At 68.3% G+C, this 19109-nt stretch carries 15 protein-coding genes and 1 pseudogene; 12 read left to right on the top strand and 4 right to left on the bottom strand.

Annotated elements, in window-relative coordinates; translation table 11 throughout:
• Positions 1–130: 130 nt before the first annotated feature.
• Positions 131–2032, bottom strand: coding sequence for a sigma-54-dependent Fis family transcriptional regulator (locus AB5S05_RS12970; RefSeq protein WP_369287949.1), 1902 nt, complete (start codon positions 2030–2032; stop codon positions 131–133).
• A gap of 285 nt (positions 2033–2317) precedes the next feature.
• Between AB5S05_RS12970 and exaC the strand changes: the two genes are divergently transcribed.
• Positions 2318–3838 carry an acetaldehyde dehydrogenase ExaC gene (exaC, locus tag AB5S05_RS12965; protein WP_369287948.1) on the top strand — a complete coding sequence of 507 codons (1521 nt, stop codon included), beginning with the start codon at positions 2318–2320 and terminating at the stop codon, positions 3836–3838.
• 54 nt (positions 3839–3892) lie between these two features.
• Here exaC and qhpR read toward each other — a convergent pair whose 3' ends face one another.
• A complete protein-coding gene (gene qhpR / locus AB5S05_RS12960; protein ID WP_369287947.1) occupies positions 3893–4933 on the bottom strand; it encodes an AraC-like transcriptional regulator QhpR in 1041 nt (346 codons plus the stop codon).
• A gap of 250 nt (positions 4934–5183) precedes the next feature.
• Between qhpR and eat the strand changes: the two genes are divergently transcribed.
• The 8 genes from eat (at position 5184) to rfbD (ending at position 12663) form a co-directional block, all read left to right on the top strand.
• Positions 5184–6557 carry an ethanolamine permease gene (gene eat / locus AB5S05_RS12955; protein ID WP_369287946.1) on the top strand — a complete coding sequence of 458 codons (1374 nt, stop codon included), beginning with the start codon at positions 5184–5186 and terminating at the stop codon, positions 6555–6557.
• Positions 6558–6620: 63 nt separating this feature from the next.
• The gene (locus AB5S05_RS12950; protein WP_369287945.1) at positions 6621–8015 is read left to right on the top strand and encodes an ethanolamine ammonia-lyase subunit EutB; all 1395 of its coding nucleotides are present in this window, start codon (positions 6621–6623) and stop codon (positions 8013–8015) included.
• 22 nt (positions 8016–8037) lie between these two features.
• A complete protein-coding gene (gene eutC / locus AB5S05_RS12945) occupies positions 8038–8880 on the top strand; it encodes an ethanolamine ammonia-lyase subunit EutC (protein ID WP_369287944.1) in 843 nt (280 codons plus the stop codon).
• 71 nt (positions 8881–8951) lie between these two features.
• Positions 8952–9182: a hypothetical protein gene (locus AB5S05_RS12940; protein WP_369287943.1), complete on the top strand. Its 231-nt coding sequence runs from the start codon at positions 8952–8954 to the stop codon at positions 9180–9182.
• A 124-nt stretch (positions 9183–9306) separates the two neighbouring features.
• Positions 9307–10365 carry a dTDP-glucose 4,6-dehydratase gene (rfbB, locus tag AB5S05_RS12935; protein ID WP_369287942.1) on the top strand — a complete coding sequence of 353 codons (1059 nt, stop codon included), beginning with the start codon at positions 9307–9309 and terminating at the stop codon, positions 10363–10365.
• Positions 10362–11234, top strand: coding sequence for a glucose-1-phosphate thymidylyltransferase RfbA (gene rfbA / locus AB5S05_RS12930; protein WP_369287941.1), 873 nt, complete (start codon positions 10362–10364; stop codon positions 11232–11234). The genes rfbB and rfbA overlap by 4 nt, the downstream gene beginning before the upstream one ends.
• Complete coding sequence (rfbC, locus tag AB5S05_RS12925; RefSeq protein ID WP_369287940.1) at positions 11231–11776, top strand: dTDP-4-dehydrorhamnose 3,5-epimerase; 546 nt, start codon at positions 11231–11233, stop codon at positions 11774–11776. Before rfbA ends, rfbC begins: the two co-directional genes overlap by 4 nt.
• Positions 11773–12663, top strand: coding sequence for a dTDP-4-dehydrorhamnose reductase (gene rfbD, locus AB5S05_RS12920; RefSeq protein ID WP_369287939.1), 891 nt, complete (start codon positions 11773–11775; stop codon positions 12661–12663). The genes rfbC and rfbD overlap by 4 nt, the downstream gene beginning before the upstream one ends.
• Here the strand turns inward: rfbD and AB5S05_RS12915 are convergent.
• Positions 12653–12802 (bottom strand): hypothetical protein, encoded by a 150-nt coding sequence (locus tag AB5S05_RS12915; RefSeq protein WP_369287938.1) that lies wholly within the window; start codon positions 12800–12802, stop codon positions 12653–12655. The genes rfbD and AB5S05_RS12915 overlap by 11 nt on opposite strands.
• 101 nt (positions 12803–12903) lie before the next feature.
• Positions 12904–14205 (bottom strand): annotated as a pseudogene (locus AB5S05_RS12910) (methyl-accepting chemotaxis protein); the annotation flags it as partial.
• Between the two features lie 247 nt (positions 14206–14452).
• Between AB5S05_RS12910 and AB5S05_RS12905 the strand changes: the two are divergent.
• From AB5S05_RS12905 to dctP, 3 genes are all read left to right on the top strand, one after another.
• Positions 14453–16270 carry a sensor histidine kinase gene (locus AB5S05_RS12905; RefSeq protein WP_369287937.1) on the top strand — a complete coding sequence of 606 codons (1818 nt, stop codon included), beginning with the start codon at positions 14453–14455 and terminating at the stop codon, positions 16268–16270.
• Between the two features lie 11 nt (positions 16271–16281).
• A complete protein-coding gene (locus AB5S05_RS12900) occupies positions 16282–17721 on the top strand; it encodes a sigma-54-dependent transcriptional regulator (RefSeq protein WP_438943576.1) in 1440 nt (479 codons plus the stop codon).
• A 319-nt stretch (positions 17722–18040) separates the two neighbouring features.
• Positions 18041–19030: a C4-dicarboxylate TRAP substrate-binding protein DctP gene (gene dctP / locus AB5S05_RS12895; RefSeq protein WP_369287935.1), complete on the top strand. Its 990-nt coding sequence runs from the start codon at positions 18041–18043 to the stop codon at positions 19028–19030.
• Positions 19031–19109 lie beyond the last annotated feature (79 nt).

Here is a 19109-nt window from a genome sequence, read left to right as displayed (position 1 = left end):
TCTGGCCGCCTGCTTCATCGAACGACGCTGCACGCGCAAGGCCTATCGCCAGGTAGACAACCGCCGGGATTGCCATGGCTGCACCACTGCAACTGCCACCAGCCTCCCGCCAGCCTCGTCAACCCGCCAATCAGCCGCGTGGGGCGATGGCATGCTTGTGCAGCTTGCGGTAGAGGGTGTTGCGGCTGATGCCCAGCTGTTTGGCGCTGCGCGTCATGTGCCAGCGCTGACCCTCCAGCACCGCGAGCAGGGCGCTGCGCTCGGCATCCTCCAGCGGTGTGGCGGGCGGGTTGACTGCGCCCGGATCGGCCAGGGCCGGCAGCCGGCGAATCTCCGCCGGCAGCTCAGCATGGCCGATCAGCCCTCCCTCGCACAGCGCCACCAGGGTGCGCAGTACATTGCGCAGCTGGCGCACGTTGCCCGGCCAGTGGTAGTCGAGCAGCGCCTGGCGGGCGCGTTCTTCCAGGCGCAGCACCTGGTCACGGGCCTCCTCGTCGAGCAGGTGCTGCAACAGCTGGGCCTTGTCGCTGCGCGCGCGCAACGGCGGCAAATCGATGGCCAGGCCGTTGAGGCGGTAATAGAGGTCCTCGCGGAACTGCCCGGCGGCGACCTGCTGGCTCAGGTCGCGGTGGCTGGCGCTGATCACCCGCACATCGATCGCCTGCGCCACCCCGCCGATGGGCTCCACCTGGCGCTCCTCGAGCACGCGAAGCAGGCGCGTCTGCAAGGCCAGCGGCATGTCGCCGATCTCGTCGAGGAACAGGGTGCCGCCGTCGGCCTGCTGCAGCTTGCCGCGCATGCCCTCCTTGCGCGCGCCGGTAAAGCTGCCGCCGCGGTAACCGAACAGTTCACTCTCGATCAGGCTCTCGGGAATGGCCGCACAATTGAGGGCGACGAAGGGCTTGCCGCCACGCGAACCAGCCCGGTGCACGGCCTTGGCGAAAGCCTCCTTGCCACTGCCGGTTTCGCCGCCGATCAGCAGCGGCACGTCGCGCTCGTAGACCCGCAGGCTGCGGCGGAAAGCCTCCTGCAGCGCCGGGTCGGCCAGGCACAGGCCGGGCGCGACCACCGCCCCCGGCGCGCCCGCCTGGGCGCTGCGCCGCGGCTGCCCTCTGAGCATGGCGAACAGGGCCCGGCCCTGCTGGCTGTACAGCGGCCAGCTGGCACTCGGCTGCGCCGAGGCACGGCCGAGCAGCTCATCGAGGCGGCAGTCGAACACCTCTTCCAGGCTGCGCCCGAGCAACTGGCTGCGGTCCAGGCCGAGCAGGTTGATCGCGCTCTGGTTGACCGCGCGCACCCGGCCATTGCCGTCGAAGGCCAGCAGGCCCTCGCTGAACAGGCCGATGTACTCGGCCTGGGCATGGAAACGCAGCAGCCACTCGCCCTCGAAGCTGCGCAGGAAGTAGCAGCCCTCGATGGCCTTGGCCGACAGGTTGACCAGGGCCATGGTGTGGAACTGGCTCTGGCGCGAGACATCGTGGCGCGCCGAGGACACGTCGAGCACCGCCAGCAGTTCGCCATGGGGATCGAACACCGGGCTGGCCGAGCAGGTCAGCCCGGTGTGGCGGCTGCGGAAGTGCTCGTCCTGATGGATGGTCAGTGGCTGGCGCTCGACCAGGCAGGTGCCGATGCCGTTGGTGCCCTCGCAGGCCTCGCTCCAGTCGGCGCCGAGCCACAGGCCGGCCTGCTCGAAGGTGCGTTGCTCGGCCTGTTCGGTGACGCAGTTGAGGATCACCCCGCGGGCATCGGTGAGCAGCACCGCGTGGCCGGAGCCGGCCAGCTGGCGGTGCAGGCTGTTCATCTCGCCATTGGCGATCTCCAGCACCTGTCGGGAGCGCTCGCGGCATTCGAGCATGCGCGCATGCTCCAACACCGCCGGCGCCATCGACTGCGCGGGGTCGAGGCGATGCTGCTGCAGGCAACGCAGCCAGGAGCGTGCCACCGAGGGGTCGGCAGCCGGACCGGCCAGCTGCGCCTTGCCTTGTGCCAGGGTCAGCACCTGCTGAACGTGGCGGTTCAGGGCGTTGTTCATTGTTATTGTTCTCCACCGCGTCAACGGCTACGTCGGCCAGCATCCATCAGGCCGCGGCACATTGCAACGACGGCCAGGGCCGCACCAGGCGGACTGTCCCGCGTAGGTGACAGAGTGTCACCCGGGGTTGTCCCCGAACCGCGACAGTGCCCTCCCGGGAGCACCCGGGGAGCCGGCCGAGGGGCTGCAAACGGGCGATATGGCAACCTGGCCCAGCCCTTGCTCTTGGCAGATCAAGCGCAACAGCGCGTACTCCCTACAAGCACAAGAGCCAGGAGATTCACCATGCGTTATGCCCAACCCGGCACCCCCGGCGCCGTCGTGTCCTTCAAGTCCCGCTATGGCAACTACATCGGTGGCGAGTTCGTCGCCCCGCTGGGCGGCCAGTACTTCACCAACACCTCGCCGGTCAACGGCCAGGCGATCGCCGAATTTCCGCGTTCCGCGGCCGCCGACATCGAGCTGGCCCTGGACGCCGCCCATGCCGCCGCCGATGCCTGGGGCAAGACCTCGGCCCAGGAGCGCTCGCGGGTGCTGCTGAAGATCGCCGAGCGCATCGAGGCCAACCTCGAGCTGCTGGCCGTCACCGAGACCTGGGACAACGGCAAGGCCGTGCGCGAGACGCTGAACGCCGACATCCCCCTGGCCGCCGATCATTTCCGCTATTTCGCCGGCTGCATCCGCGCCCAGGAAGGCAGCGCCGCCGAGATCGACGAGCACACCGCCGCCTACCACTTCCACGAGCCGCTGGGCGTGGTCGGGCAGATCATCCCGTGGAACTTCCCGCTGCTGATGGCCGCCTGGAAACTGGCCCCGGCCCTGGCCGCCGGCAATGCCATCGTGCTCAAGCCTGCCGAGCAGACCCCGCTGGGCATCACCGTGCTGCTGGAACTGATCGGCGACCTGCTGCCGGCCGGCGTGCTCAACGTGGTCCACGGCTTCGGCAAGGAGGCCGGCGAGGCCCTGGCCACCAGCAAGCGCATCGCCAAGATCGCCTTCACCGGCTCCACCCCGGTGGGCTCGCACATCCTCAAGTGCGCCGCCGAGAACATCATCCCGTCCACCGTCGAGCTGGGCGGCAAGTCGCCGAACATCTTCTTCGAGGACATCATGCAGGCCGAGCCGGCCTTCATCGAGAAGGCCGCCGAAGGCCTGGTGCTGGCGTTCTTCAACCAGGGCGAGGTGTGCACCTGCCCATCCCGCGCGCTGGTGCAGGAGTCGATCTACCCGGCGTTCATGGACGAGGTGATGAAGAAGGTCCAGCAGATCAAGCGCGGCGACCCGCTGGACACCGAGACCATGGTCGGCGCCCAGGCCTCCGAGCAGCAGTTCGACAAGATCCTCGGCTACCTGGAGATCGCCCAGCAGGAAGGCGCCGAGCTGCTCACCGGCGGCAAGGTGGAGCAACTCGGCGGCGACCTGGCCGGCGGCTACTACATCCAGCCGACCCTGCTCAAGGGCAGCAACCAGATGCGCGTGTTCCAGGAGGAAATCTTCGGTCCGGTGGTCGGGGTGACCACCTTCAAGGACGAGGCCGAGGCCCTGGCGATCGCCAACGACACCGAGTTCGGCCTCGGCGCCGGCCTCTGGACCCGCGACATCAACCGCGCCTACCGCATGGGCCGGGCGATCAAGGCCGGCCGCGTGTGGACCAACTGCTACCACCTGTACCCGGCCCACGCCGCCTTCGGTGGCTACAAGAAGTCCGGGGTCGGCCGCGAGACCCACAAGATGATGCTCGACCACTACCAGCAGACCAAGAACCTGCTGATCAGCTACGACATCAACCCGCTCGGCTTCTTCTAGATCACCTGAGCCACACAGCGCCGCCTTCGGGCGGCGCTTTCGTTTGTGCCCGGCTCAGGCGTCGCGCCACTGCCGCGGACTCACCCCGAACCAGCGGCGGAAGGCGCGCGAGAAGGCGCTGGTTTCCGAGTAGCCGAGCAGGGTGGCCAGCTCGGACACCGGTCGACTGCCCTGGCGCAGGTAGTGCAGCGCCAGCTCGCGGCGGGTCTGCTCGACCAGCTGGGTGAAGCTCAGGCCGGCGTCGCGCAGGCGCCGCTGCAGCCCCAGGGCGGTCAGGCCCAGCTGTTCGGCGATCTGCTCCAGCACCGGCTCGCCGCGCACCAGCGCCAGGCGGATCTGGGTGCCGGCGTCCTCGACCAGGCTCGGCCCGGCATCCTGCTCGCCCAGGCGGCGAATCACGTCCTGCACCAGGAACAGCAGGTTGGCATCACGCTCGGGCATCAGCCGGCCCTGCAGATCGCCCTTGGACACCAGCAGCGAGTTGCACGGCCGACCGAACTGCACCGGCGCGCCGAACACCTCGGCATGCTCCTGCCACTGCTCCGGGCGGCGGTGCTCGAAGGTCAGGGCCCGCGGCGCCCAGCCTTCGCCGAGCACATGGCGCAGCAGGTTGGTGACCATGCCCATGGTCAGCTCGGCGTCCTGGCGGCGATCGAGAATGGCGTCGTGCTGCACCTGGTAGTCGAAGCGGTAACACTCGCCGCAGTCGACCAGGCGGATCAGGCTGCTGTGCTGGTGAAAGGGGAAGGCCGCGGCGAAGTTGCGCAGGGCGTCTTCCAGGGTCTCAGAGCACAGCCCGACATAACCCAGCAGGCCCAGGGCCCGGGGACGAAACTGCTGGCCGTAGCGCAGGCCGAAGTTGTCGCAACCGGACTGCCGCGCCGCCTCTTCCAGCACCTGGCAGTAGCTGGTCAGCGGCAGGCTGAGGGTGGGATGGCGCAGCTGCTCCGGGTCGATGCCGGTCCGGCCGAACACCCGGTCGAGGTCACCGCCCTGATCGGTGATGAACCCCTCCAGACCGCTGGCGGCGGCCGACAACACACCGACATTGCTGGCTGGGGCGAGGCTGGCACTGGCAAACAGGGACTGGCTCATGGCGGCGACCGGCTGCTGGCTAAGGGTGAAGCACTCAAGCAAATCCCGTGCCTTGGCCCTCGCCTGCGCCCCGCCAATGCCTCCTCGGCGCCCCTGCCTCGAAGCGGGGCAAAACGCGCAGGCCGCGCCCCGTCTCGGCGCGAGCAGATTTGACCGCAGGCAACCGTCACGGTCAGCCAGGGTCAAGTTTCGCCGTCCGCCTCGTCCTACCATCGACCTCAGCCAACCGTGCATGCCTTTGGGCAGAGGAATGAGAAAAATGACTACGCAACTGAAACCGACATTGGGAACCTTGCACCTCTGGGGCATCGCCGTCGGCCTGGTGATCTCCGGCGAGTACTTCGGCTGGAGCTACGGCTGGGGCACCGCCGGCACCCTGGGGTTCCTGATCACCGCCCTGATGGTGGCGGCCATGTACACCTGCTTCATCTTCAGCTTCACCGAACTGACCACCGCCATTCCCCACGCCGGCGGCCCCTTCGCCTACAGCCGCCGGGCCTTCGGCGAGAAAGGCGGTCTGATCGCCGGCATCGCCACCCTGATCGAGTTCGTCTTCGCCCCGCCGGCCATCGCCATGGCCATCGGCGCCTACCTCAACGTGCAGTTTCCCGAGCTGGATCCCAGGCATGCCGCCGTCGGCGCCTATCTGGTATTCATGGGCCTGAACATCCTCGGCGTGAGCATCGCCGCCACCTTCGAGCTGGTGGTCACGGTGCTGGCGGTGGCCGAGCTGCTGGTGTTCATGGGCGTGGTCGCCCCGGGCTTCAGCTTCAGCAACTTCGCCCTCAACGGCTGGGCCGGTGAGAACAGCTTCAGCAGCGCCTCGATCGCCGGGATCTTCGCCGCCATTCCCTTCGCCATCTGGTTCTTCCTGGCCATCGAAGGCGCGGCCATGGCCGCCGAAGAAGCCAAGGACCCCAAACGCACCATCCCGCGCGCCTACGTCAGCGGCATCCTGACCCTGGTGTTCCTGGCCATCGGCGTAATGATCATGGCCGGCGGCGTCGGCGACTGGCGCGAGCTGTCGAACATCAACGATCCGCTGCCGCAGGCGATGAAGGCGGTGGTCGGCGAGCACTCCAACTGGATGCACATGCTGGTGTGGATCGGTCTGTTCGGCCTGGTGGCCAGCTTCCACGGCATCATCCTCGGCTACTCGCGGCAGTTCTTCGCCCTCGCCCGCGCCGGCTACCTGCCGCGCGGCCTGGCCAAGCTGAACCGCTTCCAGACCCCGCACCGGGCCATTCTCGCCGGTGGCGTGGTGGGCATCGCGGCGATCTACAGCGATGGCCTGGTCAACCTGCAGGGCATGAGCCTGACCGCGGCGATGATCACCATGGCGGTATTCGGCGCCATCGTCATGTACATCATGAGCATGCTCAGCCTGTTCCGCCTGCGCAAGATCGAGCCGCACCTGGAGCGCAGCTTCAAGGCCCCGGGCTACCCGGTGGTACCGGCCATCGCCCTGGGCCTGGCCCTGGTGTGTCTGGTGGCGATGGTCTGGTTCAATGCGCTGATCGGCTTGATCTTCCTCGGCATCATGAGCGCCGGCTATATCTACTTCCAGTTCACCGCCCATCATCGTGCCAATGCCCCCGTGGATGCGCTGCTGAGCCAGGCGTAAGTACCACTGCCCCGCTGCGGCGCGAGCCCGGCGGGGCATTTCCGTCCCCAGGAGTATTCCTCTGTGAGCAGTTTCTCCCATGCCGTCGGCGGCCTGACCTGGCGTTTCGACAGCCTCAAGGAAGTCATGGCCAAGGCCAGCCCGGCCCGCTCCGGCGACTACCTGGCCGGTATCGCCGCCAGCAGCGACGGCGAGCGGGTGGCGGCGCAGATGTGCCTGGCCGACATCCCCCTAAAGCACTTCCTCGACGAGGCGCTGATCGCCTACGAGGACGATGAAGTCACCCGCCTGATCATCGACAGCCACGACCGCGCCGCCTTCGCCGCCGTCAGCCACCTGACCGTGGGCGGCTTTCGCGACTGGCTGCTCGGCGAGGCGGCCGACGAGTCCAGCCTGCGCGCCCTGGCCCCCGGCCTCACGCCGGAGATGGCCGCCGCGGTGTCGAAGATCATGCGCGTGCAGGACCTGATCCTGGTGGCGCAGAAGATCCGCGTGGTCACCCGCTTTCGCAACACCGTCGGCCTGCGCGGGCGCATGTCCACCCGCCTGCAGCCGAACCATCCGACCGACGAGCCGGCCGGGATCGCCGCCAGCATCCTCGACGGTCTGCTCTACGGCAACGGCGATGCCATGCTCGGCATCAACCCGGCCAGCGACAGCATCGCCGCCATCTGCGAGATGCTGCGCATGCTCGACGGCATCATCCAGCGCTACGAGATTCCCACCCAGGCCTGCGTGCTGACCCATGTCACCACCTCGATCGAGGCGATCAACCGCGGCGTGCCGCTGGACCTGGTGTTCCAGTCGATCGCCGGCACCGAGGCGGCCAACGCCAGCTTCGGCATCAGCCTGAAGATCCTCCAGGAGGGCTACGAGGCCGGCCTGTCGCAGGGTCGCGGCAGCCTGGGCAACAACCTGATGTACTTCGAGACCGGCCAGGGCAGCGCCCTCTCGGCCGGCGCCCACCACGGCGTCGACCAGCAGACCTGCGAGACCCGCGCCTATGCGGTGGCGCGCCACTTCAAGCCATTCCTGGTCAACACCGTGGTCGGCTTCATCGGCCCGGAATACCTGTACAACGGCAAGCAGATCATCCGCGCCGGCCTGGAGGATCACTTCTGCGGCAAGCTGCTGGGCCTGCCGATGGGCTGCGACGTCTGCTACACCAACCACGCCGAGGCCGACCAGGACGACATGGACACCCTGCTGACCCTGTTCGGCGTGGCCGGGATCAACTTCATCATGGGCATCCCCGGCTCCGACGACGTGATGCTCAACTACCAGACCACCTCGTTCCACGACGCGCTCTACGTCCGCCAGAGCCTGGGCCTGAAGCCGGCACCGGAGTTCGAGGACTGGCTCGCGCGCATGGGCATCTTCACCCAGCTTGATGGCCGCCTGCGCATGGGCAGCCAGTTGCCGCCGGCCTTCCGCCAGGCGCTGGCCCAGCTGCGCTGAGCGCGCCCGGAGGATATTGCCCATGAACGACGACGCCCCGAACATCGACAACCCCTGGCAGGAACTGCGCCGCCTGACCCCGGCGCGCATCGCCCTGGGCCGCGCCGGCACCAGCCTGCCGACCCGCGCCCAGCTGGATTTCCAGTATGCCCATGCCCAGGCCCGCGACGCCGTGCACCTGGCGTTCGACCACGCGGGCCTGAGTACTGGCCTGAGCGACCAGGGACACAGCAGCCTGACCCTGCACAGCGCCGCCGCCGATCGCGACACCTACCTGCAACGCCCGGACCTGGGCCGCCGGCTCAGCCAGGCCTCGGTCGAGCGGCTGCGCCGCCAGCGCGACGAGCACCCGGGCGGCTATGACCTGGCCGTGGTGGTCGCCGATGGCCTCTCGGCCCTGGCCGTGCATCGTCACGCCCTGCCCCTGCTCGCGCGCATCGACGAACTGGCGCGGGCCGAGGGCTGGTCGCTGTCGCCGGTGGCCCTGGTCAGCCAGGGCCGGGTAGCGGTGGCCGACGAGGTGGCCGAGCTGCTCGGCGCGCGCATGGTGGTGATCCTGATCGGCGAGCGCCCCGGGCTCAGCTCGCCGGACAGCCTCGGCCTGTACTTCACCTATGCACCCAGGGTCGGCCTGACCGATGCCTACCGCAACTGCATCTCCAACATTCGCCTGGAAGGCCAGAGCTACGGCATGGCCGCCCACCGCCTGCTGTACCTGATGCGCGAGGCCTGCCGGCGGCAGCTGTCCGGGGTCAACCTGAAGGACGAGGCCGAGGTGGCGACCCTCGAGCCAGGCGCCGCGGCCGCCATCGGCCGCAACTTCCTGCTCGGCGAACCGGACAGGCTCGCCGAGGCGGCCAGCTAAGCTATTAGTCTTCATCTGCACTGCCGGCCCCTTGATGGCGGCCGGTCCATCACGGCGACGACCCAAGGCAGTTGTACAGGAACTTCGGCAGCAACCTGTCGCTGCTGGGCTGGCTGTTCGCCACCCTCTCCGTCACCATGCGCGGGCCCCAAACCATCCCGCTGGGCCGCGGCGAGGGCGGCCAGGCGCCTGACCTGACGCCCTACGCGGACAGCGGCCGGCGCGTGCGACTGGCGCAAGCCCGCGCGATCGTGGTCTGCCGTGGCGAAGCACTGCCGCTTGCAGCCGCGGCGCGCGCGTAACAAGCTAGCGTCATGCGTCCAGTAGCCGGCATGGCGGGCGAATCAGCACGGCTCGGCCAGCGCAATGGACTGATCGAGCCAGACTCCCCCGCCAGCGGGCATCGACCAAGAGGACAACTTCTCCATGCGCATACTGGTCACCGGCGGCGCCGGCTTTATCGGCTCGGCGCTGATTCGCCATCTGCTCGACGGCAGTGAGCACCAGGTGCTCAACCTCGACAGGCTGACCTATGCCGGCAATCTCGAGTCGCTGGCCGAGGTGGCGGACCATCCGCGCTACCAGTTCCTGCGGGCCGATATCGGCGACCGGACCAGCGTCGCCGCCGCCCTGGCGCGCTTTCAACCCGACGCCATCATGCACCTGGCCGCCGAGTCCCATGTCGACCGCTCGATCGACGCCCCGGCGGATTTCATCCAGACCAATATCGCCGGCACCTACCAGCTGCTGGAGGCCGTTCGCGCTTACTGGCAGGGCTTGCCTCAAGGGCGCCGGCAGGCGTTTCGCTTCCTGCAGGTGTCCACCGACGAGGTGTACGGCGACCTCGCCAGCGACGCGCCGCCCTGCGCTGAAGACACCGCCTATGCCCCCAGCTCGCCCTACTCGGCGAGCAAGGCGGCGGCCGATCACCTGGTGCGCGCCTGGCAACGCACCTATGGCGTGCCGGTGCTGCTCAGCAACTGCTCGAACAACTACGGCCCCCGCCAGTTTCCGGAAAAGCTGATTCCGCGGATGATCCTCTGCGCCCTGGCCGGCGAGCCATTGCCGGTGTATGGCGACGGCCAGCAGGAGCGCGACTGGCTGTACGTCGAGGATCACGCACGGGCGCTACTCAGGGTGGTAAGCGCAGGCAAGGTCGGTGAAACCTACAATATTGGCGGAGACAACCCGCAGAGGAACCTGACGGTGGTGCACAGCCTCTGCGCCCTGCTCGACGAGCTGGCGCCCCGCCCCCAAGGCCGCCCCTACCATGAGCTGATCGGTTTCGTCGAGGACCGCCCCGGTCACGACCGGCGCTATGCCATCGATGCAGGCAAGATCCACCGCGAGCTGGGCTGGGCGCCGCAGGAGAGCTTCGCCAGCGGCCTGCGCAAGACCGTGCAGTGGTATCTGAAAAACCAAGAATGGTGTCGCCACGTGCAGGACGGCAGCTATCGCGGCGAATGCCCGGGGGCGCCGCGATGAAGGGCATCATCCTCGCCGGCGGCTCCGGCACCCGCCTGTGGCCGATCACCCTGGGGGTGTCCAAGCAGCTGCTGCCGGTCTACGACAAGCCGATGATCTACTACCCCCTGTCGGTGCTGATGCTCGCCGGCATCCGCGACATCCTGATCATCTCCACGCCGCACGACCTGCCGCAGTTCGAGCGCATGCTCGGCGCCGGCAGCCAGTTCGGTGTGCGCTTCAGCTATGCCGAACAGCCCGCGCCCCAGGGCCTGGCCCAGGCCCTGCTGATCGGCGAGTCGTTCATCGGCGCCGACCCGGTGTGCCTGATCCTCGGCGACAACCTGTTCCACGGCCAGCACTTCAGCGAAATGCTCCGGCGTGCGGCCGCTCAGCCCAGCGGCGCCACGGTGTTCGCCTACCGGGTCAAGGATCCGCAACGCTTCGGCGTGGTCGAGTTCGACGCCCGCGGCCAGGCCCTGTCGATCGAGGAAAAGCCCCTGCAGCCGAAGTCCGGCTACGCCGTCACCGGCCTGTACTTCTACGACAACCAGGCGGTGGCGCTGGCCAAGACGTTGCGCCCCTCGGCCCGCGGCGAACTGGAAATCACCGACCTCAACAATGCCTATCTGGCGCGCGGAGCACTGCGCGTCGAGCGCTTCGGCCGCGGCTTCGCCTGGCTCGATACCGGCACCCCGGACAGCCTGCTGGAGGCTTCGCAGTACGTGCAGACCATCGAGCATCGCCAGGGCCTGAAGGTGGCCTGCCCCGAAGAAATCGCCTACCAGCAGGGCTGGCTCGACCGCCAGCACCTGCTCGCGCAGGCCCGCGCCCATGGCTCGACCGAGTATGGCCGGTATCTGCTCGATCTGGCCGAGGAGCCGAGGTGAACGTCATCCAGACCGAACTGCCCGAGGTGCTGCTAATCGAGCCCAGGGTATTCAGCGATGAACGCGGTTTCTTCTTCGAGAGCTTCAACGCGCGTCGCTTCGAAGAGGCGACCGGTCTCAGCCGCGACTTCGTCCAGGACAACCACTCGCGTTCGCGCCACGGCGTCTTGCGCGGCCTGCACTACCAGCTGCAGCAGCCCCAGGGCAAGTTGATCCGGGTCGTCGCCGGCGAGGTCTACGACGTCGCGGTGGACATCCGCCGCCACTCGCCGAGCTTCGGCCGCTGGGTCGGCGTGCACCTGTCCGCCGAGAACCGGCGCCAGCTCTGGCTGCCCGAAGGCTTCGCCCACGGTTTTCTGGTGCTCAGCGAGTTCGCCGACGTGCTGTACAAGACCACCAACTATTACGCGCCGGCCCACGAGCGCTGCATTCGCTGGGACGACCCGAACCTGGCCATCGGCTGGCCGCTGGCCGGGACCCCGCTGTTATCGGCCAAGGACCAGGCCGGCGTCAGCCTGGCCGACGCCGAGTTGCTGCCGTGAGGATCCTCCTGCTCGGAGAGCGGGGACAGCTCAGCCGTGAGCTGCAACTGCGCCTGAGCGGGGCCAGCGAACTGCTGATCGCCGGACGCCAGCGCCTCGACCTGGCCGATACTGCAAGGATCCGCCGGTACGTGCGCGCGCTGTGCCCGCAGCTGATCATCAACGCCGCCGCCTACACGGCCGTCGACCGGGCCGAAGGCGAACCGCAACCGGCCTTCGCGCTCAATGCCACGGCGCCAGGGGTGCTCGCCGAGGAGGCGGCCAGGCTGGGCGCGCCGCTGATCCACTACTCCAGCGACTACGTGTTCGACGGCTGCAAGCCGGCGCCCTATGTCGAGACCGATGCGCCCAACCCGCTCAACGTCTACGGCCGGAGCAAGCTGGCCGGCGAGCAGGCGATCCAGGCGGTCGGCGCCGCCCACCTGATCCTGCGCACCAGTTGGGTGTATGCCAGCCACGGGCATAATTTCCTGCTGACCCTGCAGCGCCTGCTGCGCGAGCGCGACGAACTGCAAGTAGTCGACGATCAGCTGGGCGCGCCGACCTGGGCCGGCAGCATCGCCACTGCCACCGGCCAGCTGATCGATCAGTGGCGTCGCGGTCGGGCCGGCCCCTGGGGCCTGTATCACCTCTGTTGCCAGGGCGAAACCTCCTGGTTCGGCTTCGCCAGTGCCATCGCCGAACAGCTGCGCGGCAAGGGCCAGACGGTCGCCCGCCTGCTGCCGATCCCCAGCAGCGCCTACCCGACGCCGGCCCGGCGCCCGCTCAACTCGCGCCTCGATTGCAGCCGCCTGCGGCGCGACTGGCAGATTCAGTTGCCGGACTGGCACGACGCCCTGCTGGAGTGCCTGGCGAGCCCGCGACGGGCCGCCCCAGCTAAGCCTTGAAGCGCTGCACCTGCTGCTGCAGGCTGCTGGCCAACTGCGCCAGATCGCGACTGGCGAGCTCGCTCTGCTCGGCGCCACTGACCACGCCCTGAATGCTGTCGTTGAGGCTGCTGATGTTCTCGCTGATCTCGCTGGCCACTGCCGTCTGCTCCTCGGTGGCGCTGGAAATCTGCGCGTGCCATCGGCGATACCCTCGATGGCTCCGGCGATATGCGCCAGCACCTCACCGGACTGGCGCGCGTGCTCGACGCTTTGCTGGGCCTGCTCGCGCGCCTGATGCATGGCGCCGACCGCCTGGCGCGCGCCGTTCTGCAGCGCATCGATCATGCCGCGGATCGACTCGGTCGCCTGCTGGGTGTTGCTCGCCAGGCTGCGTACCTCATCGGCCACCACGGCGAAACCGCGCCCGGCCTCGCCGGCGCGCGCCGCCTCGATGGCCGCGTTCAGCGCCAGCAGGTTGGTTTGCTCGGCAATGCTCTGGATGACCCCAAGCACCTTGCCGATTTCATCGCTCTGGTTGTGCAGGCGATCGATCACCTCGGCCGCCTGCTGCACCGACCGTGACAACTGCTCGATGCCCTGCAGGTTGGCCTGTACCAGGGTGCTGCCCTGGCGCGCGTCCTGGCTCGCGTCGGTAGCCGTGCGCGCGGTGTTCAGTGCCGTGCGCGCCACCTCCTGCACCGCCACGCTCATCTCGTGCACGGCGGTGGCGACCATGCCGGTCTGCTGGCCCTGCTCGGCTGCGGTACCAGTGACCTGGGCACTGATCGCATTCATCTCCTCGGAGGACGCCGCGAGCTGGGTCGCGGCATCGCCGAGGTGACGGATCAGCCCCTGCAGATGCTCGAGCAAAGTGTTGAAGGCCTGCGCCGTGACGGCCAGCTCATCGTGCCCCTCGACCCGGGCCCGCAGGGTCAGATCGGAGGAACGCTGCACCTCGCCGATCAGCGCGCTCAAGCCGCGCAGCGGGCGGATGATCGACAGACCGATCGCCAGCGCCGCGCCCAGCACCAGCAGCAGTGCCACCCCGGCCAGCATCAGAAAGCTGCTGCGCATGCCGGCGTACTGCTGCACTACCCGTTCATTGAGCTGCGCCCCCTCATCCAGCTGCAGCTTGATCAGCGCCTCCAGCTCACCGCTCAAGGGATCGATCACGCCATACAGGCGCTCGCTGAACGCCTTGGGCTCCTGGGCGCGCAGCTGGCCATTGTCGACTTCGCCGAGCAGCTGGTCGGTCAGCCGGTTGGCCTGGGCGAACATCGGCTCGATGCGCCGGACCCGCGCGCGCTCGTCTTCGGTCAGGTGGGTCGCGGTGTAGGCGGCCCAGGCCTGATCGGTGCGCTGGCGCGCATCCTTGAAGTTCTGCCGCAGGGTAGTCGCATCGAAAGCCCCCGCCCGGTACTTGTGCGAGGCATCGACGATGCTCACCGCATAGGCATCGGCAATGGTCTTGATCTGGCTGATTGGCTGCATCCGGTCGGTGAACAGCTCCTGGAAGCGCTGATTGAGCTGGCCGGCATTGGTCAGGGCCAGCAGCAACATCAGCAGCGGTATCAACGCCAGGATCAACAGGCGGACGCGAACGCTGAGTCGATTGAGCATCGCGGGACCTCCACAGGGTCAGGACTGCGCCGGTCGATCCCTGTGCTGCGCGGGCAGACTCACGTACGCACGCGGCGTCACTGCCTGAGTCCGCTTGCAGTATGGCGTATATATTGCGGCTTGCCCGGCGCCCGCAATCCGGCCAACCTAGGCTCAACAGCGCCATCCCGATAGAGCCATCGCCGCCATGCCCTCATTGCCACCCGTCCCACGCCGCCCTCGCTGGCGCAACCTGGCCCTGCTCGCCCTGCTGCTGATGCCTCTGCTCCTGCCCTTGCAGCACATGGCCGAGCGCTACTACCGGGACGCTCTGACCGAGCAGAACGGCCAGACCCTGGACCTCTATGTGGCCAACCTGCTCGGCACCCTCAACCGCTACGAGGTGCTGCCGCCGATCCTCAGCCAGTTGCCGAGCCTGCGCCAGCTGCTCCAGCACCGCGACGACGACCAGCGCCGCGACCGGGCCAATCGCCTGCTGGCCGGCCTGCAGCAGCAGACCGGGGCCGACGTGATCTACCTGATGGCCCCCGATGGCCAGACCCTGGCCGCCTCCAACTGGAACCAGCCCGACAGCTTCGTCGAACGCAACTTCTCCTATCGGCCCTATTTCCGCGAGGCCATGCAAGGCCGTCCCGGGCGCTTTTTCGGCCTCGGCACCACCTCCGGCAAGCGTGGCTACTTCTTCGCCGCCGCGGTGCGCGAAGGCGAGCAGATCCTCGGGGTGATGGTGGTCAAGGTCGATCTCGACCATACCGAGACCCTCTGGGGCAATCGCCCGGCCCAGCTGCTGGTCACCGACAACTACGGCGTGGTGATCCTCACCTCGCAGCCGGAGTGGCGCTTCCATGCCACCCGCGAGCTGGACATCGCCGAGCGCGCGGCGATCGCCGATACCCAGCCCTATCGCATCCAGTCGCCTCCGCCGCTGCAACTCGAACCCGGGGCCTGGCTGCGGCAGAGTCGCAACCTCGAGGATATCGGCTGGACCGTCAGCACCCTCACCCCCCAGGCCCTGCTCGACCGCTCGGTGCGCACCGCCGTGGCCTCCGGCGGCGCCGCGCTGCTGATGTTCCTGCTGCTGCTCGGCCTGCTGATGCAACGCCGGCGCCATTACCTCGAACGCATCGCCCTGGATGCCCGTGCCCGCCAGCAGCTGGAGCAGCGGGTACTGGAGCGCACCCACGACCTCGAACTGCTCAACAGCCGGCTGCGCCAGGAGGTGCTGGAGCGCGAGCAGGCCCAGCAGGAACTGGTGCGCGCCCAGGACGAGCTGGTCCAGGCCAGCAAGCTGTCGGCACTGGGCACCATGAGTGCGAGCATCAGCCATGAGCTCAACCAGCCGCTGGCGGCGATCCGCAGCTATGCCGACAACGCCGGCGTGCTGCTCGACCACCAGCGCAGCGAGGACGCCCGCGGCAACCTCAGGCTGATCAGCGAACTGACCGAACGCATGGCCTCGATCATCGCCCACCTGCGCGCCTTCGCCCGCCGCGACCGTCACGCGCCCGAAAGCGTGGCCCTGCAACCGGCGATCGACGACGCCCTGGCGCTGCTGGCCAAGCGCCGGCGGGCCATGCAGGTCGAGCTGATTCGCGACCTGCCGGAGGCGACGCTGTGGGTTCAGGCCGGCGAAACCCGGTTGCGCCAGGTGCTCGGCAACCTGCTGGCCAACGCCCTCGATGCCCTGAGCGAGATCGCCCCGCCGCGGCGCATCTGGATCAGCGCAGAAACCAGCGCCGAGGGCGTCGACCTGCACCTGCGTGACAACGGCCCGGGCTTCTCCGAGGCCGCCCTGCAGCGCGCCCGCGAACCCTTCTTCACCACCAAGACCAGCGCCCAGGGCCTGGGCCTAGGTCTGGCGATCTGCGACAGCCTGATGCGCGCCCTCGGCGGTGAGCTGCTGTTTGCCAACCACCCCGACGGCGGCGCCCAGTTGACCTTGCGCCTGCGCGCCGCCGAACATGGCCTGCATCACGCACGCAAAGATGTCGCCAGCGAGAGCTAGCCAGGCATGAGATGTGCAGTACGCACCGACTCATACCCGCCTGCAGAGGACTTGACCCCATGACCACCGCCGATGCCCGCACCCAGGTCCTGCTGATCGACGACGATCCGCACCTGCGCCAGGCCCTCAGCCAGACCCTCGACCTGGCCGGGCTGAAGGTGGCCAGCCTGGCCGATGCCCGCGGCGTGGCCGAACGCATCGGCCGTGACTGGCCGGGGGTGGTGGTCAGCGACATCCGCATGCCCGGCATCGACGGCCTGCAGCTGCTCGAACAGCTGCACGCGCAGGACCCTGAGCTACCGGTGCTGCTGATCACCGGCCATGGCGACGTGCCCCTGGCGGTCCAGGCGATGCGCGCCGGCGCCTACGACTTCCTCGAGAAGCCCTTCGCCAGCGAGGACCTGCTCGACAGCGTGCGCCGTGCCCTGGCCCTGCGTCAGCTGGTGCTGGAAAACCGCAGCCTGCGCCTGGCCCTGGCCGATCGCCAGCAGCTGTCGGCGCGCCTGATCGGCCAGTCGCCGGCCATCCAGCGGCTGCGCGAGCAGATCGGCGCCCTGGCCAATATCGGCACCGATGTGCTGATCCTCGGCGAAACCGGCGCCGGCAAGGAGGTGGTGGCGCGTGCCCTGCACGACCTGTCCAGCCGCCGCGGCGGCCCCTTCGTCGCCATCAACGCCGGCGCCCTGGCCGAGTCGGTGGTCGAGAGCGAGCTGTTCGGTCATGAGCCCGGCGCCTTCACCGGCGCGCAGAAGCGCCGCATCGGCAAATTCGAGTTCGCCAACGGCGGCACCCTGTTCCTCGACGAGATCGAGAGCATGAGCCTGGAGGTGCAGGTCAAGCTGTTGCGCCTGCTGCAGGAACGGGTGGTCGAGCGCCTCGGCGGCAACCAGCTGATCCCCCTGGACATCCGGGTGATCGCCGCGACCAAGGAAGACCTGCGCCAGGCCGCCGATCAGGGCCGCTTCCGCGCCGACCTCTACTACCGGCTGAACGTCGCGCCACTGCGCATCCCGCCGCTGCGCGAGCGCGGCGACGACATCCTGCTGCTGTTCCAGCACTTCGCCGACAGCGCCAGCGCCCGCCACGGCCTGCCTGGCCGCGAACTGCAGCCGGCCCAGCGCGCCCAGTTGCTGCGTCACCCCTGGCCGGGCAACGTGCGCGAACTGCAGAACGCCGGCGAGCGCTTCGCCCTCGGCCTCGACCTGGACCTCGGCCAGGAGGCGTCCAGCGCCGCCCCCACGCAGGCGACGCCGCTCGCCGGCAACCTCAGCGAGCAGGTGGAAGCCTTCGAGCGCGCGCTGATCGCCGCCGAACTGACGCAGGCGCACAACTCGCTGCGCAGCGTGGCCGAGGCCCTGGGCATCCCACGCAAGACCCTGCACGACAAGCTGCGCAAGCACGGACTGAGCTTCGCCGATGCTGGCGGAGGCTCGCCAGAGGACCTCGAGTAGCTGGCGGATTTCCGCCAAGCCCGCCGCACTCCACCCGCCCCAGGCCCGCTCGTGGCCACCGCGCCGCATCCCCGGCGCCACCCGAAAGGCCGTGCCGGCAAGGCCTGGGTACGCTTTGCCAACTTTGCGTCGGGATCCTTGCCCCGGCCTGGCATGGCGGTTGCTCTAGCTACCTGCAGGCGATCCTACAAGTACAAGTCCAGGCCTTCGCTGCCCAGCGCCCGTCGTTTTCCGGCAGGCCGCCTAGACTTGCTCTTGTTCGCCCGTACCCGGCGCCGCGGCGCTCACTGCGATAAACACAACAAGAGGAAGCACTCGTATGTTCAAGTTCACTGCCAAGGCGCTGGCGTGCGCCCTGTCCCTGACCATCGCCGGCCTGGCTCAGGCGGCCGATCCTATCGTCATCAAGTTCTCCCACGTGGTGGCCGAGAACACCCCCAAGGGCCAAGGTGCGCTGCTGTTCAAACGTCTGGCCGAAGAGCGCCTGGGTGACAAGGTACGGGTCGAGGTCTACCCGAACTCCTCGCTGTTCGGCGACGGCAAGGAAATGGAGGCCCTGCTGCTCGGCGACGTGCAGTTGATCGCCCCGTCCCTGGCCAAGTTCGAGCAGTACACCAAGCAGCTGCAGGTGTTCGACCTGCCGTTCCTGTTCAATGACATCGCCGCGGTCGACCGCTTTCAGCAGAGCCCCGCAGGCCAGGGCCTGCTGACCTCCATGGAAGGCAAGAACATCACCGGCCTGGCCTACTGGCACAACGGCATGAAGCAGCTGTCGGCCAACAAGCCGCTGCGCGAGCCGAAAGACGCCCGCGGCCTGAAGTTCCGCGTACAGGCGTCCGCCGTGCTGGAAGAGCAGTTCAAGGCCGTGCGCGCCAACCCGCGCAAGATGAGCTTCGCCGAGGTCTACCAGGGCCTGCAGACCGGCGTGGTCAACGGTGCCGAGAACCCCTACTCGAACATCTACAGCCAGAAGATGCACGAGGTGCAGAAGTTCATCACCGAGTCCGACCATGGCGTGCTGGACTACATGCTGATCACCAACACCAAGTTCTGGGACGGTCTGCCGGCAGACGTACGCAGTGAACTGGAGAAGATCAACGTCGAGGTGACCGCCGAGGTGAACAAGCAGGCCGACGCGCTGAACCAGGAAGCCAAGCAGGCCATCCTCGCCGCCGGCACCACCGAGATCATCCAGCTGACCCCCGAGCAGCGCGGCCAGTGGCGCGACGCCATGAAACCGGTGTGGAGCAAGTTCGAAGGCGAGATCGGTGCCGACCTGATCAAGGCCGCCGACGCCGCCAACCAGTAGGACGGGCCAGCCGCGTTGCGGCCTGACCCAGCGGCAGCGGCGGCGCCCAGCCCCGCTGCCGAACCCTTGCGGCAGGGCA

Origin of the sequence: Pseudomonas zhanjiangensis (genome assembly GCF_041027545.1) — a bacterium.
Lineage (GTDB): Bacteria > Pseudomonadota > Gammaproteobacteria > Pseudomonadales > Pseudomonadaceae > Aquipseudomonas > Aquipseudomonas zhanjiangensis.
The sequence above is the reverse complement of the archived record's forward strand: the minus strand, read 5'-3'. Positions and strand labels throughout refer to the sequence as shown.